A 26,767-nucleotide genomic window follows, 5' to 3' on the forward strand; every position below is an offset into this window, starting at 1 on the left:
AGATGCTTTGGAGTTAAAACCGCACACAGCTTGGAGTTCGCCATCAATCACGGTGTTGATCATCTCCATGTTAATCACCCTTAACAAGATCGTTTGTTCGCATTATATACGAACAGAATGCGAACGTGCAAACAAAAAAATCCTCCCGCAAATTTCTATACGTGAGGACTTAATTATAATTCGTATTTATTTTCTCTTTCATCAGCTAAATTCACACTGGGGCTATCTTGGCAGCAATTCTATCCAATGCTTCTTGAACGGTTGTCGGAACAGGTCCCAATGACCAATCAGCGGGATTGGCAGGGGTATAGCCTAAGCCAGCAGCATCATCCAATTTTTCTATCGCTGAATTTCCTATTAAAGTCACTCTGCTTCTAATAGGAATCGAGTCGACTGTAGCCCTAATTCTAGTAGAGACACCTGCTACACCGTTCACAATCAAACTGCCTTTTATAGCGAAACTTAAAAGGTCGAATGGATCGATTGGAACGGTTCCATTTGCCACATTCACTACTACATCGCCATCTGTCCCTCCACCAATTAGATGTACTTGAGTATCGTATGGCACGATAGAATTTATTGTGATGACGGGTTGGGGTAACGGCAGAGGAACACCTCCAACATAAGAAGCGAACATTGTGACATTTGCACCATTCTGCGTATAGCCACCAAATAACTGGGAGTCGCGGATATTAATCTAACTAAGAAAAGTGCTATTTCCTGTAAATACTGGTGTTGGAGTAAAATTGATACTCACAAAGAACAATCGACCCGTAGAAGGGGTAATTGCATTGGTTGTAAAGTTAAAATCAAGGGGCGCTGTCAATAACGATAAATCCACAAAGCCAGAACGATTATCAACATTTAGGTTTCCATTCCAGGATGGGTCATTTATATCGAATGGGATAGCAAGTCTGGTTAATAATGTACTTGCTCCAATTAATTGGACGTTTGCCTTCAAGTGAATAAGTGGTTCTGTGTAGGTTCCTGATCCTATAGAAATTGCATATCGTTTTGTCGGTGAAGCATCTACAATGAACGCCATCGCCCTTGTCACAGTTAAAAAGGGGTTACATTCCGTACCATCACCAGTTGTATCATTCCCGCCCTTATTAACGTAAACAATCTGAGTTGCTACTGGTGGAGGATCTATACACCCTGGACCAGGGGGACCGGGGGACCAGGAGGACCGGGGGGACAAGTGCATCTTGGGGGAAAATAGGTTGACAACCCCTTGGTGGAGGTCTCCAGCAATTATTGTTCATCGGAATATCAAGCCTCCTAATCATAATGATTTCACATCGACACTATACTATGCAAGCCAACATCTGAGGTGTAAAAATCAGGGAATTTTCCAAACCTGTTTTATGGATAAAAGTCCTTCCCCCGTTAACCGGAAGGAGGCTTTCGCTTTTAGAATGCAGATAGAGCCAATTCAAAAACCTGTTGGCGTTTCTGGACTTGCTCCTCTGAGAGTAGCCGGTACCCTGCTCCTACAATTGCAGGAGCTCCCCCCGACGATCATCAAAACTCCTTGTTTCTTTTTGCTTGTTTTATCCATGAAACTCATCCTCTCACTATTACTGACAGCATCATTCAGAAAGCAGGTGTACGAAGATTCGCTTTCATGATTTGTCATCTACTACCGAATCTCTAAAAGACACCGCTGATGAATTCGGTAAGCTCTTCAATAAATCGCAGAGTAACTGATATTCGTATCAAAAATGGACAAGTCTAAATAATACAAAATAATAAATACCCCTTGTCTACCAAGGGGTTTGAGTTTTCATATTATGGTGATCCGGACGTGGTTCGAACCAGCACACGAAATAAAGGAGGAGAATCGCTTGGGCGCAGAAAAGCACATCCTATAATTGGAAATAAATGGTACACTAATCCTACTCAATCTAATAGGCTTAAAAGGACGTTCAGCTATCCTCTCGGAAGGGAAGTGATGCCTGTGGAGGTTAGAAATGCTTTGACGCTTATGATTGGTTTCGGCATGTTGATTATCATAAACCTCCCTCCCAGGAAAGGTCAGAAGATAAGCGTTTGCCCGAAAAATGGTTAATTTTTTGATTAGCATTAACAACGTTACTAATTTCTAAACGAGGATATTTCTTGCAAGGTGACTCACTGTTCAACACTTTTACATCTATTTTGATGCTAAATCTAGGAGGAGTTTGAAATGAAAAAAGTCACAAATGCAATAATCGTTGCAACAGTATTATCAGTAGGTTTTTTACCGGGGTTGCAAAAGGAAATGTCTGTAGCGGCTGCGGTAAAAAATCCAAGTCCAACTGTAGAACAAAAGAATCCATACTTTGTCGCTGGCATTGATGATGCGAAGGCATTTGAGTCATATTTTACTAGTCTGCAAAAAGAGATAAAAGCTGGAGACAAAAATAGTGTGGCGAATCGTTTCGAATTCCCGTTGACTGTAAGTAGGGAAAAGAACGGTGAAGACATAGATATAATAATTAAAACCAAGCAAGAATTTATCCAAAAATATGATCAAATTTTAACCAAAAACGTCAAGGATGCTTTTTTAAACCAAAAAGTGAATGAGCTTTTTGTGAAATATAGCGGGGTAATGGTTGGAACAGGTGAGGCTTGGATTGCACCAAAAAATACACAAGAAAATACGAAAGAACAGTACTCTGTGTATGCCATTAACGACAAGATGATCGGCGTGAAAGTCGATCAGGATGCTACAAATCCAATGAATAAAGATGCGTTTACTTTTTACGTAGACAAATTCCAAAAAGGTTACACACTTGAGAAGATGGAATGGAAATCAAATGAGAAAACGATTGTGAATACAGTTGAACAAGCGGTGGAAAACGCTTTTTCTGAGAGTACAAAACCTAAATTTACAATCGGTGGCTCCTTGCAGATACTCAGTTTTAATTATGATGCTCAAAAGATGAAGGGTCAGAAGGGTGTCCTAACGCTCACTTTTAAAAACGAAGCAAATCAAGAATTGGTATGGAAAAAGGAAATTGTACTAAAGTAACAGTTGGGTATTTGAGAATCCCAGCTCTAAAACCTTGGCAATCAGTGGGATTCTTAAGTAGTATTCGGAAGATAACCTTTCTGTTAATCCTTTTCTAATTACCCCTTTATAAATTCTATGCTTCTTCATGCTCATCAATCTACTTCTTGTTGATTTTAGTGATAGGTAAAACATCTATGATATTCTCTAGACAGGCAGATGAATATGTAAAAAGAAGACTATCCCAAACTCAGGAAAATGACTGAGGGATAGTCTTCTTTTGCCTTTCATAGGTTCATTCACTCCTGATATAAGTGCATTTTCCTGTATTTTACCATTTGTAGTTTGTAAGACTCAATTAAATGTCACTTTCATTTGGATTTATTCCAATACCCATCCACTGCTATTGCTACAGTCCTGAAATATTGATCTCTCAAATAGGATTCCTGCTCCTCTTTATCATGAGATAAAAACCATTCTTGCTGCATATCCTCATCTCTAAAAACATTTGGTCGCCAAAATGCCAGCCCCAATTCATGAAAGGTATAGCTATATCCTAACTCCCAATCATTTCGATCATATGGAGAAATTTTATCAATTCGTTCAACTAAATCCTCTGCTTTTGTCTCAAACACATTAATATCCATGAGCAAACAGGTTATATCATGATCACCCTTAAAAGAAGACAGTTCTATGAATATAACTCTATCTTCCGAATCGTACTCTACCTTGAAATCTCCAACGGACTGCACCGCCGTTGAATCTTTCCTTGGATTGAAGAGTCTCACACCCTTTGCTTCGGCGTACTTTCTTACTTCCTCTCTAGTCATTCCTAACGTTATCTGCCCAATTCCTTTTCGTGGCTCAACTATGATCGTTTCCATGAGCATCCTCCCTTTTTATTTCTTAATATAGCATTAAATATCGATTGCAATATTAAATGGTTCTAGTACAAACTCGGGTTTGTAATTTCTAAATTGCCACTTCATTAGTTCAATAACAACTTGTAAATTAACAGGTACTAGCAATTTATATAATCCTTTTTTAGCTCTTTTATTGACATCTCTTTCAATCATTAATGTTAAGAAATATCGTGGTATGCAGATTACTCAAAAAGAGATGTCAAAGATGCTGCTGAAGTTGAATGAAGTAGGATTCAATGAACGTGAGCTTGAGATACTAGAGGATTGTAAAGCAAACAAAATAGAGAGCATTTTGGTTCGTAAGGTTGAACAAAAAAACCATTGCATATGAAAGTAACAAGTAAAACTATGAGTTAGTTATGAAATAGATCTCACTAACTGAGTGAATAATTGAAACTAAATTACAGAAAATATATTTATATTCGGAAATGTCAGTAAGATTGTTTGGTAGATTTAAAAATCGTAGATTGACCTACACCAAAAACATACCTATTATGGTACTTTATAACAGAAATGTCTTTCAAAATTCAGCAAACCTTAAGAAGAAAGGGTTAGATATAGTTTCTGTCAATGTTGACTTGCCAACTCAAAAAATTAACATTGGAGTAAAGGAAAAGACATCAGAAAAAAAGGCTGCAAAGCTTCTTATGGCAGAAATAGATGAAAAGGCTACATTGGCTGAAATAGGTTTTGATGCTGACATTTTCATTATCAAGAAAGAAGAACAACGCAAGGCTCAGGCTCAGCCAAGCGACAAATTTAGACCAATTCAAGCTGGCTTAAGAATAAAAAATACTACAGAAGACAGAAGTTGCACCTCTGCGTTTTCAGTACAAAAGGATAACGATTTTTATGTTTTAACTGCTGGACACTGCACGGAAAATGTTGGGGATATATTTGAGCAAGGAGGAACAAGGTTTGGTAAAACCGCAGATTTTAATTTCGGTGGTAGTGTGGATGCAGCACTCATCGAACTAACAAAGGGATCTGATGATGCTACTTACTATGTTTTTGGAAATTATAAATCAGAATACAATACTATTACAGAGGTTCAGAGAACAAGGGATGAAACCATTGGAGATACTGTTTGCATTTCAGGAAGTCAAATGAAAAGAGTGAAGTGTGGAACGCTGAAATCAACTAATTGGAGGGGGAATATAGAAAGCCCCAATGGAGAGACACAATACTTTACTAACATGAGACAAGCTAGTTATTCAGAAGTACAAGGGGATAGCGGAGGGCCTATATTTTATGGTGGAACAGCAATAGGAGTTCATAGCGCGGATACTGGAGTTTACACACATATCAGCGAAATAGAAGATTATTTTAACATTGATTCAATTTTTACTGGTAACTAGTTGAAATAAAGTTCCCCATGAGAGAAGGTTTTCTCATGGGGAACAAGAAAGGAAATGAGCACAATGAAAAAGGCTTTGACATTAATCATTGCAGCATTGCTCATAACTGGATGTGCCACTAATCACAAGAAGGTTGAAAAGCAAGCATTAACAGGATACGTAACTGAAAAAGATTATGAAAAAAAAGGTCTCTTAGTTATAGAAAATGATGAAACCAAGACGAGCGATGAGAATTTCTATGCAGCAGAGTGGTATTTCCCAAAAGAAGAAGCCGTATTCCTTGATAGCAAGGGGAATAGCATCTCGTATGATGAAATCGAAGTTGGTCACACAGTATCTACATGGTCAACAACACCATCAGCACAGTCTTATCCCAGTGGCGCAGAACTCAGTAAACTTGTAATTAAAGAAGAAAGTAAAAATCCTATTGATCAAATGGATGAAAAAAGTGCGATTCAACACGCAATCAATTACTTAAAGAACACACATAACGATGGAATCATTATTAAAAGTGCAAGTGGACAGAAAGATCATTGGCTGATAAAAGCAACCGACTATGATCATAAAACAGATACTATTCTAAAAATCAATGCACAAACAGGAGAAGTAAAAGAGATTTAAAATTTGTACCCTGCTGCAACTAAAGAAAGGAGGTGATAATCTCCCATAAAAGTGTCATTTTATTCGTTCAATTCACCTATCAATGGATCAATTAAAGAACGAAATTCGTTAATTGAAATTCCAAAACCATAATGATTTAAAATATCAGTCAGCTCATTGTTATAGATTTCTGACTTGATTAATGCCAAATCACTCAGAAGTATATTTACTACTTCTCGATCTTCCATGTTCGATATAAGTTACTGTATTGTCTAAGTGTAGCGCGAGTTGGCTTTTCTTTGAAATTGCAGTAATACATTGCCACAAAGTGCTCAAATGTGACAACCTCTTTTTTGGCCATCTCTATCACCCTTTTCCAATCAAATTAACATTTCATCCATTCCCAAATGTTGCTGTCTGTCTTTTCTTCTTTCAATCTCCAACTACTCTTCTCATAATACTCATTCATTTTAGAAGTAGTCGGACATATTACCTCAATTGGGCACTCCCCCAAGATCTGAAGCATTTTATCCATTAACCTCTGTCCTCGATGACTTGGACGAATTGCAAACTGATATAGCGAAATAGTTTGATCAGACTTTCTAGGATAAAAGCGCATTGCTCCTACAATTTGGTTATCATCTATTACTACAACGACTTGCCTTCTACGCACAGCAGCAAATGCTCCATCTGGACATAAAAATTCCCTATTAGAAATACCATCGTTATTTTCTTGAATGTTATTCTGAAAGAAAAATACAACATCATTCCCTAACCATGAATCAGCTAATGTTATCTTCATTATTCTAACCTCATCAAATCCCAATTTATGTAGAGAGTAGTTCTTTAATGGCTCTCCTGTAACGCAACATCCGTTCATGGTCATTTTTGTTGGATCTGGGATGCGGGTCAAGTCACAGTTATCTTCTAGGTCTGCCAGTTTAACGAACCTTGCTATCGGGTCAATTTTCGCTCTTTTTACAAATTCCATGTAGGTCTCGCCTTCATTTCTAGTTAGAGCAACGACTGCTCCCACAATCTCAGGAGAAAATCCAGATTCGAGAAGATCTTCCTTAGAGCCTTTTCTAATGTACTCATTCACACCCTCCTTCCTCATGAAGTCCCCATTTTAAAACGAATAGTATTTGCCACCCAAATCGTAGAATATGGGGGTTAGTGACTGTGGCTAATCAAAAGCATAAAATAAAAAACCCTTGATTCCTCAAGGGTTCTAACGTTCATACTATGGTGATCCGGACTGGGTTCGAACCAGCGACCCCCACCCTGTCAAGATGGTGCTCTCCCAACTGAGCTACCGGATCATGGGATATGTGTGTGATCGTTTAATGGTGGGCCCTGTAGGACTCGAACCTACGACCAATCGGTTATGAGCCGACCGCTCTGACCAACTGAGCTAAGGGCCCGAATCGTATCGGACGTCGATCACATTTATTACTATACAGCATCGTAAAATGGATTTCAAGAGGAAATGAATAATTTCTTGTAAAAATTTTCACTCGTACCAAAAGAACACTAAGAAACCCAGTGATATCAGTCTTGCTTTTACCATGTAAAAAGCCTCGTCATCTCGTTTCAGCTATATATGCTTACCCAAGACCCCAACAAAAAAGCCATTCCCCACCGCTGCGACCCACATCCCCCCTACTAAACATGGGGATTACCTACTTGATGGCATCACATCAAACATGACGCCATCAAGCATATGAGCTACACCAGTGAAGAATTGGCTTCTGCCAGTCTAAAGACGATCCAATAAAGGGTACAACAACAAACAAGATAATTAGGTAATGATCGAGACAAACTTCCTCATCGCAACCCTAACCTACCCCGCCTGCTCCGTCCCTTTCCCTTTCTCCTCGACACGCAGCTCGGCTTCCTGTTGCTTCAACGCCTCATTTCGTGTCAATTCCGCCTCCTGCTCATCTCTCATCCGATGGGCCATACGGCTAGACGCATTGGCTGCCACACTCGCCACGAGGTCGTCCAAAAATGTGTGAACACGTCCCTCTCCCGACTTGGTATCCAGCCTTTTAATCACCCCGACCTTGTGCTTATCCAAATGGCCAAAGGTGGTCACCGCGATACTTCCATATCCAAATACGGAGCCTAGCGCCAATGTTTCGTCGCATCCGAACAGTCCTTCATCTGACGCGATGATAGATTGGAGCGGCTCGGACAAGAGGCCCTTCTCTGCTAACGTATCCAACTCAACGCCAACCAGGATGGCGTGCTGCATTTCCCTTTTTTCCAAGACCGCTTTCACGCTCTCGATGCACTGCGCCATCGTGAGATCTGGATGGTAAGGTGATTGCATGAGATAGACGATCTCTGCGATATCATCCATCGTCACTCCGCGTTCTGCCAAACGTGCGAGAGCAGCGTTTCTGACTTCGATGCTGTGTACTTGCTTCTTCATATAAGAGACAACCCCTTCCACAAATCGAGTGAAGTCGTTTCCTACCATAGTATCACACGCTGACCAAATTGCGACAATCTTTCGCCCACAGCCTGACTGACCCTGCACCCAAACTGTTGGGCATGCCCGCTCACTCCTGTATAATAATGAATAGAAGATCCCAATAAGGAGGACACCGCAGTGGCCCTTGAGGAAATCATCTTGGAAAGCCGGCATTTGGGGACGCCGGAAAAGCTGATTGTCTACACACCCCAACGCTACTCGCCACTCTACTCGTATCCAGTCCTTTATGTGCAGGACGGAGAAGATTACTTGGCAATGGGCAGGATGGCTTCTTTGCTAGATCAATTGAATCGGGACAAAGAATTGCCTGATATCATCGCTGTCTTTCTCCCGGTCGAGAAAAGCAAACGGAACGACCGCTATCATCCGGATGGCAAGGAGCATATGGCCTACCGTCGCTTCCTCGCCGATGAAGTCGTGAGCTATGTCGATACGCATTACTCCACACATCCTTTGGGGAACGCACGAACACTTCTTGGCGAATCTTTGGGCGGGGTTGTCTCTCTGTTTACTGCTCTTTACTATCCACATACGTTTGGACAAGTTGCCTGCCAGTCGATTGCCATGGACGCAAAGTTAAATCGTCTGATAGCTGACGCTGACTTTTCCGTGCCGCAAACCATTTATTTGGAGATCGGGACGGAGGAAACGGCAGTAAGCACGGGCCGGGGCACATTGAATCTTCTTGCGGCCAATGAAGAGTTGCGCGAGATTTTGGGTACGAAAAAAGCCACCCTCGTTTATGAAACGTTTGAGGGTGACCATACGTGGAGCCATTGGCAGCGCAATCTACCGCGTATGCTAAAGACGCTTTACGGGTAAACTTACCGTGGCTGTTCTTCTTGTGGACCTTCATCCTTGATAGTCGATACGAGTGCTTCTTCGAATTCTCCTTTTCGTATCGCAGTCAAGATCGTGAAGGTCAGCACAGACAGTAGAAGCAGAACGAGAAAAATGAATGTGATCATCATAGCCGTATACATGCAGTGCGGCACCTCCTTGCACTACACAGTCTTTCCTTTGACACAAGGAATATACAGACCCACGCTTAACATTACACAAATGAAGAATTTTCTGTTAAAATAATATCTTGTAGAGCATGATAGATAGTAAGGAGGAGTGGTTCTGATGATGTACAGTATCGTTATATTCCCATCTAGCAAGGTGCAAGAAGTAGCCAATTCTTACCGGAAACGTTATGACCCGGGCTATGCTTTGGTTCCTCCGTATATCCGTTTGAAGGAAGCCTTTGAGCTGGACGAAGCCAAGCTTCCTGAGCTGGTGAGCCATCTGGAGCAGGTTGCCTCCTCTACCGACAGCTTTTCGGCTCATTTCCATCGGGTATCTTCTTTCCACCCTACCAACAACGTGATCTATTTGGCTGTGCAAAACAAAGAACCATTTAACGAGCTGCATCAAAAGATTGCCAATCAGTGTGTGAATGAAAAAGAAACCTACGCATACGTACCGCATCTGACCATCGGGCGCGACCTGTCCGACGATGAGCTGCGGGATGTAACCGGCCAACTGAGCATGGCAAAAATTGACCTGAACAGCGAGATTGATCGCTTCCACTTGGTTTATCAACTCGAGGATGGCATCTGGAGCGTTTACCAGACTTTCCTTCTCAAAAAATAAACACCCTTTCCTCAATCATCAACCCTCCCTGCGTATCCGTCGTAGGGAGGGATATTTTCTAACAAAGGACGAATACCGATGAACCTGCAAACCTACCAGATCCAAAGAGTCACCACTGAACAAGAATTGGCGGATGCCCTGTCCGTACGCCGAGTCGTCTTCATCGAGGAACAGGAAGTACCAGAAGAGTTGGAAATAGATGAGCATGATACATTGGATAGCGGGACGATTCATTTTGTAGTCTACCGTGAAGGAAATCCAGTGGGGGCAAGCCGTCTCCGTACCTACGCACCTGGGGTAGGAAAAATTGAACGGGTAGCGGTTGCCAAAACAGAACGCGGTACCGGACTGGGCCGCCAAATCATGCTCGCGATGGAAGAGTTGGCCAAACAACACGGGTATGACAGCCTGAAGCTGAACGCACAGACGCAAGCCCAACGGTTTTATGAAAAGCTCGGCTATGAACCTTTTGGCGACTTGTTTGATGATGCGGGTATCGAGCATATTGCGATGGTCAAATCCATTCGCGAATAACAGAAGCTACGTGCAGCGCCATCCCTCAGATAGAAAAACAACCTCGTTTTCGCTATGATCATCATGCGAAGCGAGGTTGTTTTTCATTGGCACCCGAGAAAGGCATTAAATCACCTGTGGTTTCCGGATTGCCTCAATCACTCGTTCAAAAGAGTCAGCACCGTGGCCCTCTGCTACTTTCTGTGTGGCCAATGCCAGCAACGGCGTTAACCAATCAACGGGGATTCCCTGTTCCTTGCTGGCATGGATGATGTGTTCAAGTCCGAGTTTGTTCGTATTCATGTTGGACACATCGGTCGTGAAGTTTCCTTCATCACGTGCACGTGCGGCAACCGGATCTGATAAGAGCGGGGCAATCAAGTGATGAATCCAGCTGGTTGCGTATGGAAGAAACTCTGTCGCCGTTATGTTTGCCGTACTTAACAAGGCATGGGCATGCAGAGAACCATACCAAGCGCCATACATCATGGTGAGCAGGGACAAATCGTAGATCAACGGCACGCCATAGTCTTCACTGAGATAGGCAGCGTTACCTCCCAGCAGCTTCAATGTCGGTTCATATGCTTCAAATAGCGCCTTCGACCCGCCGTAGAAAATGAGTGTTTCAGGCAGTCCAATCATTTAAGGGACAGCCATAATCGCTCCATCGAGATATTGCCCACCGCGCTCGCTTACCCACTTGGCAGACTTGCGTGCATCCTCCGGGGTTCCGGTGGTGAGGTTGACGATGACACGCCCTGATAATTCATTTTCCAAGGGCTCTAGCAGGTCTTGCATGACTTTGTAGGTCGATAAGCAGACAACGACCAAGCTGCTTGCCGTGATTGCCTCTGCTACACTGCCCGCCAGTACTGCTCCCTTCCCGACGAGACCTTTGGCTCTATCTGCTGAACGGTTCCAGACAGTCGTTGGATGACCACCATTTAGAAAAGCATCCGCGAGTGCTACTCCCATATTGCCAAGGCCAATGACTGATACAGACGCTGGAATTGATGTTGATTTCATCGTTTGACACTCCATTCATTTTATACTTTGCAAGCGAGATGATCTGACGCTACATGCAAGATCTATCTCTCTTGATTGCGATTCTAAAGGTTTACACTAGTGTGAATGTCAATACAAAAATCAATGCTTCTTGACACTTCACTCCCGGTGGAATAACATGGAACCAGAAACATACGATACCGTATCTTTTGAGGTGAACCATGCAATACGTACGTGAAGATTGGATTCGGGCAGGACTTGATATGTTGGCTGAAGCAGGTATTGACGCTGTTCGTGTGGAACCTCTCGCCAGAAAACTGAAGATCAGCAAAGGGAGCTTTTATCATCACTTTCCAGATCGTCAAGCGCTACTGGACTCCATGATCGATTATTGGGAGGAGCATGCGACAGAGCGGATCATTCGTGCGCCACACGCTGACAACATGTCGTTGGAACAGCTGTTGTCGAGTGTTTTTAACAGCGAGCGAAAAATCGAAGCCGCTATCTACAACTGGGCGAAGCAGCATCCTGCCCTTTCCAAACGTCTCGTGGAAATCGAAAAGCGCAGAATCGGCTTCGTGGCCACATTATATGAGAAAAAAGGGCTGGCTCCCGCTGAAGCAAAGGCACGCGCCCAGCTCGCGTACCTCCTCTATGTTGGTTGGCTCGTGCGCCGAGAGCTAGAAGCACCTTTCGATATGTCCGAACCCTTGCATCATTTTATGACTTGGATTTGATTCCCCTCTCTGCCTGACAGGCTATACTGCGCAGAGATTTTTTTGCCCAAAACATACGGATTCGTATCTTTCACAAAACCTTTTAAATCAATAGGAGGCATTCCCATGACGCATGTTTTCCCCATCTCATCTGCTATCTTCTTAGTCATCGTGTCCTTGCTGCATTTTTATTGGGCCTTCGGAGGAAAATGGGGGACCGATTCCGTCATTCCCACAACAGCTGATCATTCACGTCGAACTTTTTCCCCTCGGAAAGGCGGAACGATCGTCGTTGCCTGCTTGTTGACTTGTGCCGCTTACCTTTTGCTTGCCCAGAGCGGTTATCTCCCACCCGTTATAACCCGTTCTTTGATTCAATGGGGATGCATTGTCTGTGCCGCTGTATTTGTCCTGCGGGCTGTGGGAGACTTCAACTACATTGGCTTTTTTAAAAAAGTTAAAAATACGAAGTTTGCCCGTCAAGATACGGCATTGTTCACCCCTCTATGCTTGTGGTTAGGGATATCATTTCTACTCGCCTTGTTATAAGCTCACAAAAAACCCTCTTCCCATAAAAGAGAAGAGGGTCCTTACCATTACGTATGGATGAATTACGCCTTCCGCTTCGCCGCAATCGCACGTATCTGTTCAACAGCATCCATCGTTGCGGTATGAGAGCCGAGCATCGCATGAAACGGCTCCTCTCCACGCCAGCCATGGAAATCAGAACCGCCCGTTATAACAAGTCCGTATTGTGCTGCCCATTTGCTGTAGCGCATTTTTTGTACCTCATCGTTGTCCGGGTGGTTCACTTCAATCCCGTCCAATCCGAATACAATCAACTCCTGGACCAGCTCATCATCGTCATACAGACCCGGGTGAGCCAGCACCGCCACTCCGCCAGCCTCTTTGATCAGCGTGATTGCTTCCTGCGGGGTAATGCGTGGAGGATTGACATAAGCCGCTCCCCCTTTGCCCAAGTACTTATCAAAGGCCTCCGCGATCGTTGAAACGATCCCCAGCTCAATCAGTTCTTCTGCAATATGCGGTCGCCCGATGTTTTTGTCCGTGCCCTGCTTGCGGCGGTATACCTTTTCCAATGAAATGTCGATACCGAGCTCCTGCAGCCGTGCTATCAGCAGTTGGTTACGCTCATGTCTTGTCTCTCGCAAACGGAAGAGACGCTCTTCAAAAGCTGGGTCTTCATACGGGACAAAATAGCCGAGAACGTGAATATCCTGCCCCTTCCCTACGGAGCTCACTTCGACTCCCGGAATGATTTCCACGCCGAGTGCGCGGGCAGCCTCCATTGCTTCTGGAATCCCTGCTACCGTGTCGTGATCCGTGATCGCCAGTGCAGCAAGTCCAGACTCCTTCGCCAAACGTACGTTTTCCGCAGGTTCGCAGGTACCGTCTGAAGCCTTTGTATGTGTATGCAAATCTGCTATAAGTTCCATCCTCGTCCACTCCTTCTTTTCTTTTTCTACAAGTCTGAATTGATATTGCCGTACATAGTATGAGAATAAGCTCGATTTCTCAATGGTTGAACCGAGGAGGATGTCCATGCGGTTAAAAAACAAGACCCTTACCGGTGTCGTTCAGCCACTCTCTTATGTTGACAAAATGCTGCGGCAACAAGGCTTTCATCGATCAGGCGGCGACAGTATGCCAACATACGATGTCGTCATGTACGACTCCGCCAGCAGCAGCGCATATTTTTTGCGCATCCCGACGAATTACACCAGCACAACGACCGGAAAAGGGGAACTGAATGTCAAACTGGGTCATCCGTATTTGGAAGCAAAGTTTTATATGAACACCGCATCCGAAGAAGTTTTTTTCATTCCCAAGGCCGTCCGCGAAGCTGCAGAGCATAAGCTAGCAGAAATCGCCGATTACCTTTCTGCTCCCTCCGCTCCATCCTGAACAGTTCTCCATAACCACCGATTATGTTCAAACCGGTATGCCACCCTCTTTGTTTTTTGAAGCCCGACCAAGTAACCCATAAACGCCGTCCGAAACAGGACGTAGCTCGAAGCATTTTCTATGGAAATATGTAAACGCTCACACAGGAGAGTTAATGCTTCTTCTGGTGTTCTCTCCTCTACTAAAATGTCGCAGATCACCGAGAAAATCCGCTCATGCCAAGCAATATTTTTGTTCACGGCATCATGAGAGGTGGTGGTATATGCTCCGTGCCCAGGCAAGTATCCCCTGTAGTTGGTTGCAAGCAGTTTATGAAGACTGAGTAGAGTCTCATGCGCATCCACAAGAAACGGCAGCTTGTGCTTTTCCAAAACCTCTTCGCCTAAATAACTGTCGGCAGCGAAGCAAATCTCGTCACAGACGACGCCAACCTGTTGCCAGCTATGCCCCGGCAGAGAAAGGATAAAGAAATGTACGCCATCTATCTCGATCCCTTCATCCAGTGGAAGGAGGTGGTCCACCCGAGAAGGTTGCGCCAGCAAAAACTTGTTTTTGAGATCCTCAAGTGGTGCTGCACCCACGTTCAAGTAAATGGGCTCAAGTATCGGATTCCGAATGATCGCCTCTTCCAGCGGTGGCGCATAGACCCTTGCTTCGGGCCAGCATCCGAGCAAGTAGGCGTTTCCACCGAAATGGTCGGCATGAGAGTGTGTCTGAATGATTGCACACAAGGGCTGGGCGATAACGTCCAGTCCTTTTTTGATTTTTTTTGCGTTTTGGGTATCCAGACCAGAATCAATCAGGATTGCTCCATGCTCACCAATGACGAGGCCTATGTTAACATGACCGGGAAAATAGCCGACACGCTCCGTTATCATTTGAAATGCTTGTCCAGACACAGCACTCCCTCATTTCATCCTTTTCCTATTTATTTTCTCCAAAATATCGCCTTCCCCTTCCCCGTTCCTATTTCTCGTGTTCTTGTTTACATAGAGCCGCGACGAGCGACCATCTATTTTGGGCGAAAGAAGCGGGCCAATGATCGTATACGGTGGTAAAGGTCGTCCGAGTCCACTGAACATATGCGTAGTCGCTGCCACTGCGACGATCGTCAGCAAAGAGAAAATCATTCTCTCCATCCCGATCGTCTGAATCGAGCCGAGTACGATCAGCCCATCGATTAGAAAAATCAGCAAGGCAATGCGCAGCTTGTATCGTCTGGCAAGAAATTGCGCGAGCAGGTCTGTCCCGCCCGTATTCGTCTCGTAGGCAAGCATCAAGCCGATCCCCATGCCAATTAACACGCCACCAGTAATTGCGGAAAAGGATGTTGACCATAGATTCCAACCACGCATATCCGAGAGAATATCTATAAAGAAAGCAGAAATCAGCATGCCGTGAAAGCTGTGAAAAAACAATCTGCGATCATAAAAAAAGACGATGACATACACAGGAATACTTACCAAAATCATCACGAGACCCGGAGGCATCTGCATGTAATACGTCGCCAACAAACCGATCCCAATCATGCCCCCGTCCATCAGGCGGTGCGGAACCAAAAACAGATTGACTCCTATGCCTAGAAGCACGCTTCCTGTGAGAATCGCTACACCTTTTTGCAGCCAGTACACGTTGCTCCCCTCCTTGGACCGTGCTCGTTTATATTTATGATCAGAAAGAAGCAGGTATGTCCAAGCATTGCCTAAGAATGCGCTCGTTCAAATCGGAACGTTTTGACTGTTCGGTTGACCTATTGGTATACTTACGAGTAACAAGAAAACCTGAGGCATGGCTCATGAAAAGCATATCCATTGCAGGTTTTAGATCGAATATTTATCCGTTTTTGGTCGTACATGTAAAATACCATTATCGTATCGGAGGTGAATTCTCCACCTTTCGCACTGCGGGAGGCGGAGGTGTGCTTGGAGAGTCCGATAGGGGAGATTACGCTGAATCTGCTGCTCGTGGTATTTTTGGTTCTTCTGAACGGCTTCTTCGTCGCAGCAGAATTCTCGTTGGTAAAAGTTCGCCAAACACGTCTGACCCAGCTCGTCAGTGAAGGCAATAACAAAAGTGCCCGCTACGCGCAAAAAGTCACGCGAGAGCTCGACGCCTATCTGTCCGCCTGCCAGCTCGGAATAACGCTGGCTTCATTGGGGTTAGGCTGGGTAGGTGAACCTGCCGTCGCCCATTACGTCGCGCCCGTCATGGCATTATTTCATTTCCCAACTTATTTGGTCGGTCCGACCTCACTTGCAATCTCCTTTGCTATTATCACATTTTTACATATCGTCTTCGGAGAGCTTGCGCCCAAGTCTTTGGCGATCCAAAAAGCGGAGGCCACTTCCCTATGGACTGCTGCACCACTCATGTTTTTCTACAAGCTGAGCTATCCGCTCATCTGGTTTTTAAACGGGGCAGCCAATTTACTGATCAGACGCCTTGGAATCGAGCCTGCCACGGAAAACGAATCTGCTCATACAGAAGAAGAAATCCGCCTTCTCATGAACCAGAGTCATAAAAGTGGTCACATTGACCAGACCGAGATGGCGTTGGTTGACAATGTCTTCGTGTTTTCCGAACGTCTTGCCCGGGAAATTATGATCCCACGGATTGATATGATTTGCCTTTACGACGACAACACGTTTGACGAAAACCTCGAAATCATGAGAGAGTCTCGCCATTCACGCTTTCCCGTCGCCCATGAGGATAAGGACAGGCTGATTGGCTTTGTGCACACCTCAGATTTTTACCTCTCTGCGTTGACGACAGGAAAGGCTGAGCTAAATGATTTTCTCCGCCCTCTATTGACGGTGCCGGAGTCTATGGAAATTAGCCATGTCTTGCGCTTAATGCAAAAACGCCGCTCCCAGCTCGCCATCGTGATTGACGAATACGGAGGTACAGCAGGGCTGTTAACGATGGAGGACATTTTGGAGGAAATCGTCGGTGATATTCAGGATGAGTTCGATGAAAATGAGCGCCCTGAAATTGAAGAAAGCTCCAGCAATACGCTCTCGGTTTCCGGCAAAACTCTCTTGACAGAACTGAATGATTACATATCGATTGAAGTCGTTTCCGACGAAGTCGATACCATTGCCGGATGGCTCTACAGCCAGTTAAATGAAGAGGTCGCGAAAGGCAAAACCGTCACATTCCAAGGCTATCTTTTTGCGATCAGTGAACTGGAAAACCATCGCATCACACGGGTGAGCATCACGTATTTGGGAGCAGAAGATTCGTCCGCTTTCCCGGAGGACATCGTGTCGCTGCACTCCTAATCGAAAAGAACAACCATAATGGCAAGTGTCCCCTGCCGACAGGGGGCACTTCTTGTTTCCGAGGTGTCATGATGAACTACGCTTTACTAGACAACAAACCCATCCTGTTGCTACCAGAGAACTACAACCGCATACCGTTTTGGCGCATGGCTGCCCGGCAGGACAAGGTACGCTGTCCAGCCTGTGCATCAGCGCTTCGTCTTCATGCTGGCATCAGCTTTGAGCCGCATTTCTTCCATCCTGAAGGAGCAGAGTGCCCGCTTCTGACGGAAAATGGTCCTGCTCCTCTCGATTCGCTACACGCGATTAACGAGACGGCTGCCACTGCCTTTCAGGCTGTCTTGACTGCTACGGCCGAAAAGGATCACAGCGACAGCGACGACAACACGAAAGAACCACTCGCTTTCTCAACCATGGAACACAGTGCATCCATAGACGAAGTAGATACAACAACCATCGGCTCCTTTCGCCTTCCGAAAAAGAGAACGATTGGCACGAGCACGACGCCTCCCCCGCCAGCTCCGAAGCCACCGGTTTTCCGCAAACGCTTGATGCCGAAGAAGACCATCTCTCACATGGCTGAGCAAATGCGTGATCAACCGCTGCATCCGGGACAACAGCAAGCGGTGCACGCTACCGAGGGACCTTTTCTCATCCTCGCCGGAGCCGGAAGTGGCAAGACGCGCGTTATGACGGCTCGCACGACTCATTTGATCTGTGAGTTGGGCGTAAAGCCGAATCAAATCATGGTCGTGACCTTTACGACCAAAGCCGCCGATGAAATCCGTCAGCGCATTGCCCGGCAGCTACCTGCTGGACAAGCACGTGAGCTGATTGCCGGTACGTTCCACAGCATCTTTTACCGAATGCTCCTGCATCACCAGCCAGAACGCTGGGATCAGCAGCGCCTCTTGAAAAAGGATTGGCAAAAATGGCGGTTGATACGCGAGACTGGCGCACTGCTCGGTCATGATGACCTTGCCACGTTAAAAGAAACAGAGATCACCGAAGCACTCGGCATTATCAGCCGTTGGAAAAACGAATACATCCTCCCCCATGAGGTCGCGTATCGGGAAGCAACGAACGATGCAGAAAAACGGGCGATCCAGCTTTATCCTCTGTACGAGGCCACGAAGAAAAAGCATCATTGGTTTGACTTTGACGACATGCTTATTGGCTGCTACGAAATGCTGCGCGATGATTCAGGACTCCTGCGCCGTTATCAGGAACGCATCACCTATGTGATGGTCGATGAGTTTCAGGATATCAATCGCATTCAGTATGAGACAGTCAAGCTGCTAGCTGCTCCACAAAACAATTTGTGTGTCATCGGGGATGACGATCAGTCCATTTACGGCTTTCGCGGCAGTGATCCCCAGTACATCTTGGGCTTCACCAAAGACTTCCCACAGGCGTCGACATTTACACTCGAGGTCAACTACCGTTCCCATTCTTCGATCGTCAGTCTTGGCTACTCGCTGATCGGTCACAACCGGGAGCGTTGGGCAAAGGAATGTCAGTCCTTTCATCGCGAGGAAGGCGACACGTATTTATTCGAGCCGGAAGACGAAGAAGAACAAGCTTCCCGGATCGTCGATGAAATTATCCATCGTCGTGAGCAAGGAGCCATTTTGGGTGAATGCGCGATCTTGTACCGCACCAATGAATCTGCACGCCCCATTTTAGAGCGTCTGAGCGAAGCAGGGATTCCTTTTCATTACACGCAAGAGGAGGATTCCTTTTACCAACGCCAGACGGTTCGCTGGACGCTGAATTACTTACGGCTCGCGTTAAACCCGGATGACACCGATGCGCTTAAAGAAATATTGTCGACTCTCTACATCTCAGCCGAAATGTGGAATGCCTTGCGCAGCCAAGCAATCATCGAGGACAAGCCGATTCTGCACGTTCTTCCGCATTTGACACAGCTCAAACCGTATCAGCGCAAGCACATGCAGCAAATCAATGAGATTCTCACCGCGTGCAAGGACGTTCCACCTGCTCAGGCATTGGAGCTCATCTTTGAGGATGGCAAACTGCGCGACTATCTAAAAAAACGCGCGAAAGACCGGGAAGATGGCCGGGAACGTTGGAGCGATGAGCTGCAACAAATACTGGCAGCTTCCAAGCGTCATGCGACAATCAGCGATTTCTTGGCTTATATCGATCAAATGGCCCGACAAGAAAAAGAGTGGCGCACGATGCGACCACTCCCGGACGAAGCTGTTCATGTTTTAAGTATCCATCGGGCAAAAGGTCTCGAATACGACCACGTTTTCTTGCCCGATCTGGTAGAAGGTGCCCTTCCTCATGAGTACACATTGGATGAGCTGCGAAAAGGCGGCTCCGGTGCTCTTGAAGAAGAACGTCGTCTCCTATACGTCGCGATTACCCGGGCCCGTCACAGCTTGTGTATCGGTATCCCCCGGGAACGATTCGGACGAAAGACCCGCACCTCCCGCTTCATCGCCGAGATGGGCAGGTAAGTACTGAAAGCCGCCGCCCATATAAATCAAGAATTCTTCCATGTTCGTAATCAATGGAAACATAAAAAACAGGCCCCTTTCACGCATTTTGGGTATAGTATGCGAGAAAGCGGGGCCTGTTATTCTTTTACGGGAAAATTTGCTTCTGGTTAACCGCCCATAATGCTGTAGCCAGCATCAACGTGCAGAATTTCACCCGTGATTCCTCGGGAGAGATTGCTGAACAAGAAGAGAGCGGTGTCGCCTACTTCCGATTGATCAATCGTGCGGCGCAATGGCGCTTTTTCCTCAATTTCCTTCAGCACGGAGTTGAAATTGCGGATGCCTTTTGCAGCAAGCGTACGGATTGGACCAGCAGAGATCGCATTGATACGAATATTCTCTTTGCCCAAGTCGTTTGCCAAGTAACGAACAGATGCATCAAGCGCAGCTTTGGCTACACCCATTACGTTGTAGTTTTGAATCACGCGCTCACCGCCAAGGTACGTCAAAGTCACGATGCTTCCGCCCTCGGTCATCAAAGGACGAGCAGCACGAGCAACTGCTACCAGGGAGAATGCGCTAATGTCTTGTGCCAGTGCGTATCCTTCACGGGATGTGTTGACATACTCGCCTTCGAGCTCTTCGGTTTTCGCAAACGCGATGCAGTGCGCTAGACCGTGAATAACGCCCACTTTTTCTTTGATCACAGCAAAAGCCGCTTCGACATCCTCATCCTTCGTGACATCGCAATTTACCAACAGCGACTCTACTCCCAATTTTTCCGTGAGTGCCGCCACGTTTTCACGCAGACGCTCCCCTTGGTACGTAAAAATCAGATTCGCTCCAGCATTATGTAAGGATTGCGCAATTCCCCAGGCAATGCTGCGGTGGTTTGCTACGCCCATGATGACGATGTTCTTTCCTTGCAACAATGTATTCATTATGTATCTGCCCCTTTCCCAACTTATTCCCCTGCATTATAACCGATCTTGTCCATGGATACGAGGGGATAAACGAGAGGGGCCGTACAAAAACATTTAATCGGTACTTCCGGCCTGATCGGTTAGCGCAGTTAGAGCTTCAGAGGAAGCCCACGATTCCTGCATTGGATTCAACGATGTCCCCATGACCGGGAATTCAGTCAGTGACTGCAAGAGATCGTCTGTTTGCAATTGTTCTTGATGGTTCATACTGTCAGTCCACACTCCCTTCCTCCAGACTAGACTGGCTAGGAATGGGACCTTTTATGCATGCAAGTGGTTCGCGTGTAAAAAGGCAGACAAAATCAAATACACGGCCATGGCACCAACAAAATAAACTCCGTACTGTGCCTTTTTGGTTTGTCCGATATAAGGGACGAGATGGCTAGCGGATACATACAAAAAGATACCGGTCGTCATGGCCAACATAATGCCAGACCAATTCGAAGGAAACATTTGCTCGGCAAAGCCAAAACTGAGAGCTCCTGCAATCGTCGCGATTCCAAGGGATGTCGCCCCCCAAAATGCTTTCTTTCTCGAGTTGGTCGCTGCCAGCAAAAGAGAGGCAATGGTCACGCCATCTGGAATTTTGTGCAGCAGCATCGCCACCAACACCGATACCCCTACTTCTGAATCCATCTGCAAGCTAGCGACTAATGAGACCCCTTCGACAAATGCATGCAATAAAAAACCTGTCATGACCCCAATGATTCCCGTGGAGCCAAACTCTCCGCTAGACTTGCTGATTAGTTCCAGAGCAAAAAGCATCACAAAGCCAACGAGCACAAATGGCATCAACCACAAGCTCTTGTCAGAAAAGACATGTGGCATCAAATCTAGTAGCGTTATCGCTAGCAGTAGCCCAGCGCCTGCACTGATCATCGCAAACAATGCCTCGGATGACCAGGCACGCAAACACAACAGCAGTCCTCCGATACTGCTCGCCAAGGCAGCAGTCAAAAGGACAATCCAGAAAACAGATTGCATCATCCGGTCCTCTCCTCACCCAACGAGCAAAAACATGGTTTCTCCTTCCATATGTACGCGCCTGTCCCGGTCATTATGAGCAGTCAACCAAATTTGACAAAATACGACGATCTGTCCGAATCGGACGAAAGATCACTAGTTTTTAGAACCTTTGTCGATTCTCTCTTACCCGGAAAATTTTGGTGCTATAATGAGTCCACCGGGAATACCGAGAGGAAAAAAAGGAGTGATTCTGGATGGATGTACAAGTTTGGATGGCTTCAAAAGAGGTAGCTGATCGCCTTGATGTGCATGTTCGTACACTGCGTAACTGGCTGGACTTGTTCGTACCTGCACAGGAACGTCTGAAAAATCCGCAGGGTCACTATTTGATCAGCGAAGCAGGCTTTGAACTGCTCAAGGAAGTAAAGGAAAGAAAAGACAGCGGCAACAGCTCGTTAAAAGATATTCAGCGCCAACTGATAGAAGAAGGACGTCTGTCCGAGGAAATGCTCCTGGAAGAAGAACTCACAGGTGCAGAAGAAACCGCCGTTACGATTAGCGCCACAAACAAGCTGGGAACAGGCATGCGAGAAGTGGAAGTGACTGTCCACGAGACACTCGTCCAATTTCAGCAGGAGCTCACACAGCTCTCCTCTATGAATCATATGCAATCGACCATTCTGCAAAAAATTGCGGATATAGAAGAAATGCAAGAGTCCCTTCGCTTGGAAATGCGTCGTGTTACTTTTGAACTGGATCTCATGCAGCAGCGCTTGACTCGTCGCAAGGAGCGCTATGCCCGCTACGAACCTCGCTGGTCACTCAACCCTTTCCGCTGGTTTACACGTTCAGATCGCGCAGCCGAGCAATAATCGTGTTTTTTTAAACGGAAAAAAATGACAATTAAGAGAATAACCTCAACAGCGGTAGTCTCCCCATGTTCTAATGTGATAAAATGGTACTATATGAACTGACTGAAAATCAGGACTATTTACATTCCACCATAAAAGGACTGGGGCTTTCGTTGTGAGAAAATTGCATATTACTTCGGTAAAGCCGGGCGATGTCATCGCCAAGAGCTTGTTCCAGGAAAATGGGAACGTTTTGTTGGGGATCGGGGTACAACTAACCCCTCGATACATTGAACGGCTTGTTCAATTGGGAATTGATACCCTTTACATTCAAGACAAGCACACAGAAGATATCATGCCGGAAGATGTAATCCGCGATGAGACGCGTAAAGAAGCCGTGGATGCCGTGTACAAAACGATGACCACCCTCATGGATCAGCCGCAGATCAAGCGCCGTACGTCCGTACCTGATTTCGGGAGCAGTTTTCAAAAGGTTTTTCGGGAAATCTTTCAAGATTTGAGCAGTCGTAAAGATATCTTGGTCAACCTATCCAGTCTTCACGTATTGGATGGTTACCTTTTTCACCACGCAGTCAATGTCGCCGTTCTGTCTGGTGTGGTAGGGATGGCCAAAGGCTACAACCAGCAACAGATGATGGAGTTGGGCATTGGTGCGCTTTTGTTCGACATCGGCATGACACAGGTTCCTAAGGTGCTCTGGACCATGCGTACGGAGTTAAGCGCAGAAGAACGACAACGTGTCCAATACCATACCGAAGAAGGCTTCAATATTTTGCGGAATCAACATAATATCTCGGTCGTCTCCGCACACTGTGCGTTGCAGCACCACGAGAGATACAACGGAACAGGATATCCCCGTCAGCTCTGTGAGAAAAACATTCACGAGTATGCACGAATCGTGGCAATCGCTGATGTTTACGATGCCTTGGTTTCCCCGCGCCCATTTCGGAAAAGCTACTCGCCGAGTGATGCTACCGAGTATTTGTTCGCTACAGGAAACACCTATTTCGACCTCGACCTGCTCAAGCTATTCCTGCAGCACGTCGCTATTTATCCAATTGCTTCAACTGTAATGCTGAGTACAGGGCACACCGGGGTCGTTTCCAAAGTGAATCCATTGGCAGTGAATCGACCGACGATCCGTATTCTTACCAATGAAGATGGATCTGAAGTAGCCTCCACCTATGAAGTCGATCTCTACGATAAAGAATGGATGAGCGTGACGATCGTCAAAACCTTATAGGCCCGCGACAAAGCTGAGATTTATTATTCATCTCAGTTTTTTCATGCGTGGGTACGTGGTGTTTTCGTACGTTGCAAATATCCCGCAACTAACACGAGAGCGACCAATCCAATTTTGATCGCATATTCGAGCCAAGCCCTCCCCGCGATCCACTCATGCATCGTATCATCCATTAGAATCATATTCACCGCTGTTACAGCCAGGACACCTGAACCAATATAAACAAGCCATACAAAGCGCTCCATTGCTTTTAGAATGAGCTGGCTGCCAAAAATCATGAGAGGCACACTGATCAAAAGGCCCAGCACGATGAGAACGATATCTCCTTTCGCTGCTCCTGCAATGGCGAGTACGTTATCCAGTCCCATCATCACATCTGCCACCACAATCGTCTTGACCGCTTGAACCAAGTCTTCACTCGAGCTGATTGCTTCCTCTCGCTCGTCCTCGCGTAACAGGTTGTAGCTGATCCATAGCAGGATAATTCCGCCGATCATGTACAGATACGGGATTTTCAGCAAATAAACAGCAAGAATCGTAGCGATCACGCGTACGATGATAGCAAGAAACGTCCCCCACAATATGGCTCGTTTTCGTTGTTCGATAGGAAGCTTCCGACAAGCGATGGCAATGACCACGGCATTATCTCCACTTAATACGAGGTTGATGGTAATGATGAGTAGCAGCGACGAAAAAAAGGCAGATTCAAACAAAGGATGCACCCTCCCAGAACTTTTTGAGCCCTACTCGCCACCCTTGTACGGTACCCCTGATTTTTTGTATGATGGTAACGAGGAGGGTTGTCGAAATGTCGAAACAATTCGTTATAGAAGCGATCATGTTGGCTATCTACGGGGAGTTGATGGTCCCATCGCAACCAGTAGAATATCTGATACCCGCGTCGACAATCTATGAATTGGACGAATTTATCCAGAGTCCTGAACCTATCATGCCCTACTCTGCTGATGATCAGTATGTCCGGCGGATTATGAAAGAAATGAGCCAATTTTTTGCCGATCCATTCAATCGTAAGCGAATGGAAAAAGGACTGATAGCCCCATGGTCCAAGGTTCCCTTTTCTTTTCCGAACGGTGTGACACTGACGGTCGTAAAAGTGGAGGACAACGCCATGTGGGGGGAGATATTTGATCCCGTAGAGACACAGCTATTGTTGACGGCCATGAAGTTTGAGGTCCCACTTCTCACAGACCAGCCTGATTATCAGGATCGGATATTGGAATATATCGTGCCTGTTCAATTTTACGATGTGGATGATTTTGATTTCGCGCTTGAGCAAGGAATCTCATTGAACGACCTTCGTGAACCATAATCAAGAAAACAGACCGACGAGCCTGACGCTTGTCGGTCTGTTCTTAGTGAGACAAATGAAAAAGGTAGAAGGGAGCCGTCACTCATCAGTCAGGTTCTGCTGAATCAAAAGGATGATTCAGCTTGAAGTTGTCCCAACATTCGGTACAATCTCTGAAGCATGGCTTGGCTGCCCTGCTCTCATCCTTCCTATCATTTGTATCCTGGCATCGAATAGTTAATAAGATTTGACGAATACCACTGGACCATTATGATAGAAAAAGCCACAGAATTCAGTGTATCTGCCTCTGCAAATGGTTCTTGGGTCATAACCTAAACCAATAAGCCGCCCACAATCATCTCTGTTTTTAGCTGGTGTCGCTCCTGGTTTGTGGCCCCACAACGCACCATGAGATCCATCCGTGACTAGCCGATAGAAGTGAAAATCCGAATCAAGTGGTCCGCCTGGTTTAATTACGCATCCAATCATCAATACGTTCAATGAGCTAGGTGAGCAGTGATGACTCCAACCATCGGCGTACAGACCACCCATCACTTCACTACATGTATTTTCCCTTGCTGGACGGCCTCCGCGGAGGCCAGGGTGAGCCCAGCGCCCTCCCCCCAGATGATTACTGGCGAAGGCATAGCAATTATTATTAGCGATTTGATGAGGTTCATTGAAAGTGGTTACGTTATTATTGTAGTACATGGAAGCGCAGACCATTGATTCGGAGACTTCACTACTAGTATCTATGGTTGGATCAACAACTTCAGTGGGCGAAGGTAATAAAACGACACCACTTGCAGCCTCTTCACGCAGATTGTCCGTTACTTTACTGTTTTTCTTTTCTGATGTTTGCAAAAGCCACTCAGTAGCGAGGGCTTGCTTCGCTGGTTTACTTCCAACACGGAACTCCATGGGGAGTGGACTTTCCATTTCCCGATTGGTCCTGCTCCAAATCCCTTCATCCGTCTTAATCTCGCGGACAATAAATCCACGATAGCCAAGACCAAACTCCTCCTCAGGGGTATACACTGGTGAAATTTGCGTCGGGTCGGAGGTTATTATTTTAAGTAGTTCCTTCTCTTCGGTCTCAGACAAAATCCATTTGGGATTGGGCCTTCCTGAAAAGATATCTAGTTCTACTTCTAGCATGATAAATAACCCCCAATAATATTTTTGTCTTCGTACTACAAAGGGATTTACGCTTGCAATTGTTTGTTGCATTTTCATTCCGAATGTCTCCAAACAGTAGGCTGACCATTTCATGAAATATCATTCATGTAAGAAGTAGAAAATTCTCCTAATTGCTTTAATCCAGATCCGAGTCAGCTAGATTGTCACATTGGAGTTAAGATAACGCGGTTTGGCTTGCGGACGGTCCCCCTATTAAAACACAGTCACATAAACGCCACGTCGGTGTTCCGCTAACAGCTACCACACCCTCAGTTTGAATCACTTGGATTGT

General features: G+C 45.8%; 29 protein-coding genes and 2 tRNA genes. 14 read left to right on the forward strand and 17 right to left on the reverse strand.

Translation table 11 applies throughout. The annotated features are described in order from the left end of the window. Positions 1–211 precede the first annotated feature (211 nt). Positions 212–568, reverse strand: coding sequence for a hypothetical protein (locus HPY28_RS30890; protein ID WP_371813444.1), 357 nt, complete (start codon positions 566–568; stop codon positions 212–214). A 1,620-nt stretch (positions 569–2,188) separates the two neighbouring features. Here HPY28_RS30890 and HPY28_RS07570 point away from each other — a divergent pair. Beyond that, the gene (locus tag HPY28_RS07570) at positions 2,189–3,016 is read left to right on the forward strand and encodes a hypothetical protein (protein ID WP_174230336.1); all 828 of its coding nucleotides are present in this window, start codon (positions 2,189–2,191) and stop codon (positions 3,014–3,016) included. 350 nt (positions 3,017–3,366) lie between these two features. Here the strand turns inward: HPY28_RS07570 and HPY28_RS07575 are convergent, their stop codons facing one another. Then, a complete protein-coding gene (locus HPY28_RS07575) occupies positions 3,367–3,879 on the reverse strand; it encodes a hypothetical protein (RefSeq protein ID WP_017250301.1) in 513 nt (170 codons plus the stop codon). A gap of 479 nt (positions 3,880–4,358) precedes the next feature. Here HPY28_RS07575 and HPY28_RS07580 point away from each other — a divergent pair, with 479 nt between their 5' ends. Together HPY28_RS07580 and HPY28_RS07585 are read left to right on the forward strand one after the other, a co-directional pair. Beyond that, positions 4,359–5,276: a S1 family peptidase gene (locus HPY28_RS07580; RefSeq protein WP_174230337.1), complete on the forward strand. Its 918-nt coding sequence runs from the start codon at positions 4,359–4,361 to the stop codon at positions 5,274–5,276. A gap of 63 nt (positions 5,277–5,339) precedes the next feature. Next, positions 5,340–5,897 (forward strand): DUF3221 domain-containing protein, encoded by a 558-nt coding sequence (locus HPY28_RS07585; protein ID WP_254613073.1) that lies wholly within the window; start codon positions 5,340–5,342, stop codon positions 5,895–5,897. 364 nt (positions 5,898–6,261) lie between these two features. On the opposite strand, the gene HPY28_RS30375 is transcribed toward HPY28_RS07585, so the two are convergent. From HPY28_RS30375 to HPY28_RS07610, 4 genes are all read right to left on the reverse strand, one after another. Further along, positions 6,262–6,993, reverse strand: coding sequence for a GNAT family N-acetyltransferase (locus tag HPY28_RS30375; RefSeq protein WP_254613074.1), 732 nt, complete (start codon positions 6,991–6,993; stop codon positions 6,262–6,264). Between the two features lie 129 nt (positions 6,994–7,122). Then, positions 7,123–7,198 (reverse strand) — tRNA-Val (locus tag HPY28_RS07600). Between the two features lie 25 nt (positions 7,199–7,223). Next, positions 7,224–7,300: transfer RNA gene (locus HPY28_RS07605), tRNA-Ile, on the reverse strand. Positions 7,301–7,719: 419 nt separating this feature from the next. Continuing rightward, positions 7,720–8,313, reverse strand: a complete 594-nt coding sequence (locus HPY28_RS07610) for a phosphatidylglycerophosphatase A family protein (protein ID WP_017250306.1) — start codon at positions 8,311–8,313, stop codon at positions 7,720–7,722. 180 nt (positions 8,314–8,493) lie between these two features. Here HPY28_RS07610 and HPY28_RS07615 point away from each other — a divergent pair, with 180 nt between their 5' ends. Then, positions 8,494–9,198 carry an alpha/beta hydrolase gene (locus HPY28_RS07615; RefSeq protein ID WP_174230340.1) on the forward strand — a complete coding sequence of 235 codons (705 nt, stop codon included), beginning with the start codon at positions 8,494–8,496 and terminating at the stop codon, positions 9,196–9,198. A 2-nt stretch (positions 9,199–9,200) separates the two neighbouring features. Here the strand turns inward: HPY28_RS07615 and HPY28_RS07620 are convergent, their stop codons facing one another. Beyond that, positions 9,201–9,359: a hypothetical protein gene (locus tag HPY28_RS07620; protein WP_017250308.1), complete on the reverse strand. Its 159-nt coding sequence runs from the start codon at positions 9,357–9,359 to the stop codon at positions 9,201–9,203. A gap of 145 nt (positions 9,360–9,504) precedes the next feature. Here HPY28_RS07620 and HPY28_RS07625 point away from each other — a divergent pair, with 145 nt between their 5' ends. Continuing rightward, complete coding sequence (locus HPY28_RS07625; protein WP_017250309.1) at positions 9,505–10,014, forward strand: YjcG family protein; 510 nt, start codon at positions 9,505–9,507, stop codon at positions 10,012–10,014. Positions 10,015–10,092: 78 nt separating this feature from the next. Next, positions 10,093–10,548 (forward strand): GNAT family N-acetyltransferase, encoded by a 456-nt coding sequence (locus HPY28_RS07630; protein WP_017250310.1) that lies wholly within the window; start codon positions 10,093–10,095, stop codon positions 10,546–10,548. A gap of 105 nt (positions 10,549–10,653) precedes the next feature. Here the strand turns inward: HPY28_RS07630 and HPY28_RS30380 are convergent, their stop codons facing one another. Together HPY28_RS30380 and HPY28_RS30385 are read right to left on the reverse strand one after the other, a co-directional pair. Beyond that, positions 10,654–11,169 carry an imine reductase family protein gene (locus tag HPY28_RS30380; protein WP_254613075.1) on the reverse strand — a complete coding sequence of 172 codons (516 nt, stop codon included), beginning with the start codon at positions 11,167–11,169 and terminating at the stop codon, positions 10,654–10,656. After that, entirely contained in the window at positions 11,170–11,553 is a 384-nt protein-coding gene (locus HPY28_RS30385; protein WP_254613076.1) for an NAD(P)-binding domain-containing protein, read from the reverse strand. 200 nt (positions 11,554–11,753) lie between these two features. On the opposite strand from HPY28_RS30385, the gene HPY28_RS07640 reads away from it, so the two are divergent. Together HPY28_RS07640 and HPY28_RS07645 are read left to right on the forward strand one after the other, a co-directional pair. Continuing rightward, the gene (locus HPY28_RS07640; RefSeq protein WP_174230341.1) at positions 11,754–12,269 is read left to right on the forward strand and encodes a TetR/AcrR family transcriptional regulator; all 516 of its coding nucleotides are present in this window, start codon (positions 11,754–11,756) and stop codon (positions 12,267–12,269) included. Positions 12,270–12,374: 105 nt separating this feature from the next. Continuing rightward, complete coding sequence (locus HPY28_RS07645; RefSeq protein ID WP_017250314.1) at positions 12,375–12,797, forward strand: DUF3995 domain-containing protein; 423 nt, start codon at positions 12,375–12,377, stop codon at positions 12,795–12,797. A gap of 62 nt (positions 12,798–12,859) precedes the next feature. Here the strand turns inward: HPY28_RS07645 and HPY28_RS07650 are convergent, their stop codons facing one another. Then, the gene (locus HPY28_RS07650; RefSeq protein WP_017250315.1) at positions 12,860–13,705 is read right to left on the reverse strand and encodes a PHP domain-containing protein; all 846 of its coding nucleotides are present in this window, start codon (positions 13,703–13,705) and stop codon (positions 12,860–12,862) included. Positions 13,706–13,811: 106 nt separating this feature from the next. On the opposite strand from HPY28_RS07650, the gene HPY28_RS07655 reads away from it, so the two are divergent. After that, entirely contained in the window at positions 13,812–14,174 is a 363-nt protein-coding gene (locus HPY28_RS07655) for a hypothetical protein (RefSeq protein ID WP_017250316.1), read from the forward strand. Here the strand turns inward: HPY28_RS07655 and HPY28_RS07660 are convergent. Together HPY28_RS07660 and HPY28_RS07665 are read right to left on the reverse strand one after the other, a co-directional pair. Further along, positions 14,144–15,073 carry an MBL fold metallo-hydrolase gene (locus HPY28_RS07660; protein WP_174224431.1) on the reverse strand — a complete coding sequence of 310 codons (930 nt, stop codon included), beginning with the start codon at positions 15,071–15,073 and terminating at the stop codon, positions 14,144–14,146. The two genes, HPY28_RS07655 and HPY28_RS07660, sit on opposite strands and share 31 nt — an antisense overlap. 9 nt (positions 15,074–15,082) lie before the next feature. After that, positions 15,083–15,805 carry a YitT family protein gene (locus HPY28_RS07665; protein WP_173622278.1) on the reverse strand — a complete coding sequence of 241 codons (723 nt, stop codon included), beginning with the start codon at positions 15,803–15,805 and terminating at the stop codon, positions 15,083–15,085. Positions 15,806–16,090: 285 nt separating this feature from the next. Here HPY28_RS07665 and HPY28_RS07670 point away from each other — a divergent pair, with 285 nt between their 5' ends. Next, positions 16,091–17,455 (forward strand): hemolysin family protein, encoded by a 1,365-nt coding sequence (locus tag HPY28_RS07670; RefSeq protein WP_174224432.1) that lies wholly within the window; start codon positions 16,091–16,093, stop codon positions 17,453–17,455. 71 nt (positions 17,456–17,526) lie between these two features. Then, positions 17,527–19,941 (forward strand): UvrD-helicase domain-containing protein, encoded by a 2,415-nt coding sequence (locus tag HPY28_RS07675; protein WP_174224470.1) that lies wholly within the window; start codon positions 17,527–17,529, stop codon positions 19,939–19,941. Between the two features lie 149 nt (positions 19,942–20,090). Here the strand turns inward: HPY28_RS07675 and fabI are convergent, their stop codons facing one another. From fabI to HPY28_RS07690, 3 genes are all read right to left on the reverse strand, one after another. Then, the gene (fabI, locus tag HPY28_RS07680; RefSeq protein ID WP_016742464.1) at positions 20,091–20,864 is read right to left on the reverse strand and encodes an enoyl-ACP reductase FabI; all 774 of its coding nucleotides are present in this window, start codon (positions 20,862–20,864) and stop codon (positions 20,091–20,093) included. Positions 20,865–20,960: 96 nt separating this feature from the next. Continuing rightward, positions 20,961–21,128 carry a hypothetical protein gene (locus HPY28_RS07685; protein WP_174224066.1) on the reverse strand — a complete coding sequence of 56 codons (168 nt, stop codon included), beginning with the start codon at positions 21,126–21,128 and terminating at the stop codon, positions 20,961–20,963. Positions 21,129–21,167: 39 nt separating this feature from the next. Continuing rightward, positions 21,168–21,893, reverse strand: a complete 726-nt coding sequence (locus tag HPY28_RS07690; RefSeq protein ID WP_017250322.1) for a ZIP family metal transporter — start codon at positions 21,891–21,893, stop codon at positions 21,168–21,170. Positions 21,894–22,126: 233 nt separating this feature from the next. Here HPY28_RS07690 and HPY28_RS07695 point away from each other — a divergent pair, with 233 nt between their 5' ends. Both HPY28_RS07695 and HPY28_RS07700 read left to right on the forward strand, forming a co-directional pair. Then, entirely contained in the window at positions 22,127–22,744 is a 618-nt protein-coding gene (locus tag HPY28_RS07695; RefSeq protein WP_017250323.1) for a MerR family transcriptional regulator, read from the forward strand. 154 nt (positions 22,745–22,898) lie between these two features. Further along, entirely contained in the window at positions 22,899–23,987 is a 1,089-nt protein-coding gene (locus HPY28_RS07700; RefSeq protein ID WP_174230342.1) for an HD-GYP domain-containing protein, read from the forward strand. Positions 23,988–24,028: 41 nt separating this feature from the next. Here HPY28_RS07700 and HPY28_RS07705 read toward each other — a convergent pair whose 3' ends face one another. Further along, a complete protein-coding gene (locus HPY28_RS07705) occupies positions 24,029–24,709 on the reverse strand; it encodes a TerC family protein (protein ID WP_017250325.1) in 681 nt (226 codons plus the stop codon). An 86-nt stretch (positions 24,710–24,795) separates the two neighbouring features. Between HPY28_RS07705 and HPY28_RS07710 the strand changes: the two genes are divergently transcribed. After that, the gene (locus HPY28_RS07710; RefSeq protein WP_017250326.1) at positions 24,796–25,317 is read left to right on the forward strand and encodes a hypothetical protein; all 522 of its coding nucleotides are present in this window, start codon (positions 24,796–24,798) and stop codon (positions 25,315–25,317) included. 216 nt (positions 25,318–25,533) lie between these two features. Here the strand turns inward: HPY28_RS07710 and HPY28_RS07715 are convergent, their stop codons facing one another. Next, complete coding sequence (locus HPY28_RS07715) at positions 25,534–26,532, reverse strand: hypothetical protein (protein ID WP_217444732.1); 999 nt, start codon at positions 26,530–26,532, stop codon at positions 25,534–25,536. Between the last annotated feature and the right edge of the window lie 235 nt (positions 26,533–26,767).

This window comes from Brevibacillus sp. HB1.2, from assembly GCF_013332495.1.
Classification (GTDB): Bacteria; Bacillota; Bacilli; order Brevibacillales; family Brevibacillaceae; genus Brevibacillus; species Brevibacillus porteri.

Bases quoted from the DNA above. Each gene is read 5' to 3' on its own strand.
- HPY28_RS07570 (WP_174230336.1), top strand. From the start codon at position 2,189: ATGAAAAAAGTCACAAATGCAATAATCGTTGCAACAGTATTATCAGTA.
- HPY28_RS07575 (WP_017250301.1), bottom strand. From the start codon at position 3,879: ATGGAAACGATCATAGTTGAGCCACGAAAAGGAATTGGGCAGATAACG.
- HPY28_RS07585 (WP_254613073.1), top strand. From the start codon at position 5,340: ATGAAAAAGGCTTTGACATTAATCATTGCAGCATTGCTCATAACTGGA.
- HPY28_RS30375 (WP_254613074.1), bottom strand. From the start codon at position 6,993: ATGAGGAAGGAGGGTGTGAATGAGTACATTAGAAAAGGCTCTAAGGAA.
- HPY28_RS07610 (WP_017250306.1), bottom strand. From the start codon at position 8,313: ATGAAGAAGCAAGTACACAGCATCGAAGTCAGAAACGCTGCTCTCGCA.
- HPY28_RS07620 (WP_017250308.1), bottom strand. From the start codon at position 9,359: ATGTATACGGCTATGATGATCACATTCATTTTTCTCGTTCTGCTTCTA.
- HPY28_RS07625 (WP_017250309.1), top strand. From the start codon at position 9,505: ATGATGTACAGTATCGTTATATTCCCATCTAGCAAGGTGCAAGAAGTA.
- HPY28_RS07630 (WP_017250310.1), top strand. From the start codon at position 10,093: ATGAACCTGCAAACCTACCAGATCCAAAGAGTCACCACTGAACAAGAA.
- HPY28_RS30380 (WP_254613075.1), bottom strand. From the start codon at position 11,169: ATGATTGGACTGCCTGAAACACTCATTTTCTACGGCGGGTCGAAGGCG.
- HPY28_RS30385 (WP_254613076.1), bottom strand. From the start codon at position 11,553: ATGAAATCAACATCAATTCCAGCGTCTGTATCAGTCATTGGCCTTGGC.
- HPY28_RS07640 (WP_174230341.1), top strand. From the start codon at position 11,754: ATGCAATACGTACGTGAAGATTGGATTCGGGCAGGACTTGATATGTTG.
- HPY28_RS07645 (WP_017250314.1), top strand. From the start codon at position 12,375: ATGACGCATGTTTTCCCCATCTCATCTGCTATCTTCTTAGTCATCGTG.
- HPY28_RS07650 (WP_017250315.1), bottom strand. From the start codon at position 13,705: ATGGAACTTATAGCAGATTTGCATACACATACAAAGGCTTCAGACGGT.
- HPY28_RS07655 (WP_017250316.1), top strand. From the start codon at position 13,812: ATGCGGTTAAAAAACAAGACCCTTACCGGTGTCGTTCAGCCACTCTCT.
- HPY28_RS07675 (WP_174224470.1), top strand. From the start codon at position 17,527: ATGAACTACGCTTTACTAGACAACAAACCCATCCTGTTGCTACCAGAG.
- fabI (WP_016742464.1), bottom strand. From the start codon at position 20,864: ATGAATACATTGTTGCAAGGAAAGAACATCGTCATCATGGGCGTAGCA.
- HPY28_RS07690 (WP_017250322.1), bottom strand. From the start codon at position 21,893: ATGATGCAATCTGTTTTCTGGATTGTCCTTTTGACTGCTGCCTTGGCG.
- HPY28_RS07695 (WP_017250323.1), top strand. From the start codon at position 22,127: ATGGATGTACAAGTTTGGATGGCTTCAAAAGAGGTAGCTGATCGCCTT.
- HPY28_RS07710 (WP_017250326.1), top strand. From the start codon at position 24,796: ATGTCGAAACAATTCGTTATAGAAGCGATCATGTTGGCTATCTACGGG.
- HPY28_RS07715 (WP_217444732.1), bottom strand. From the start codon at position 26,532: ATGAAAATGCAACAAACAATTGCAAGCGTAAATCCCTTTGTAGTACGA.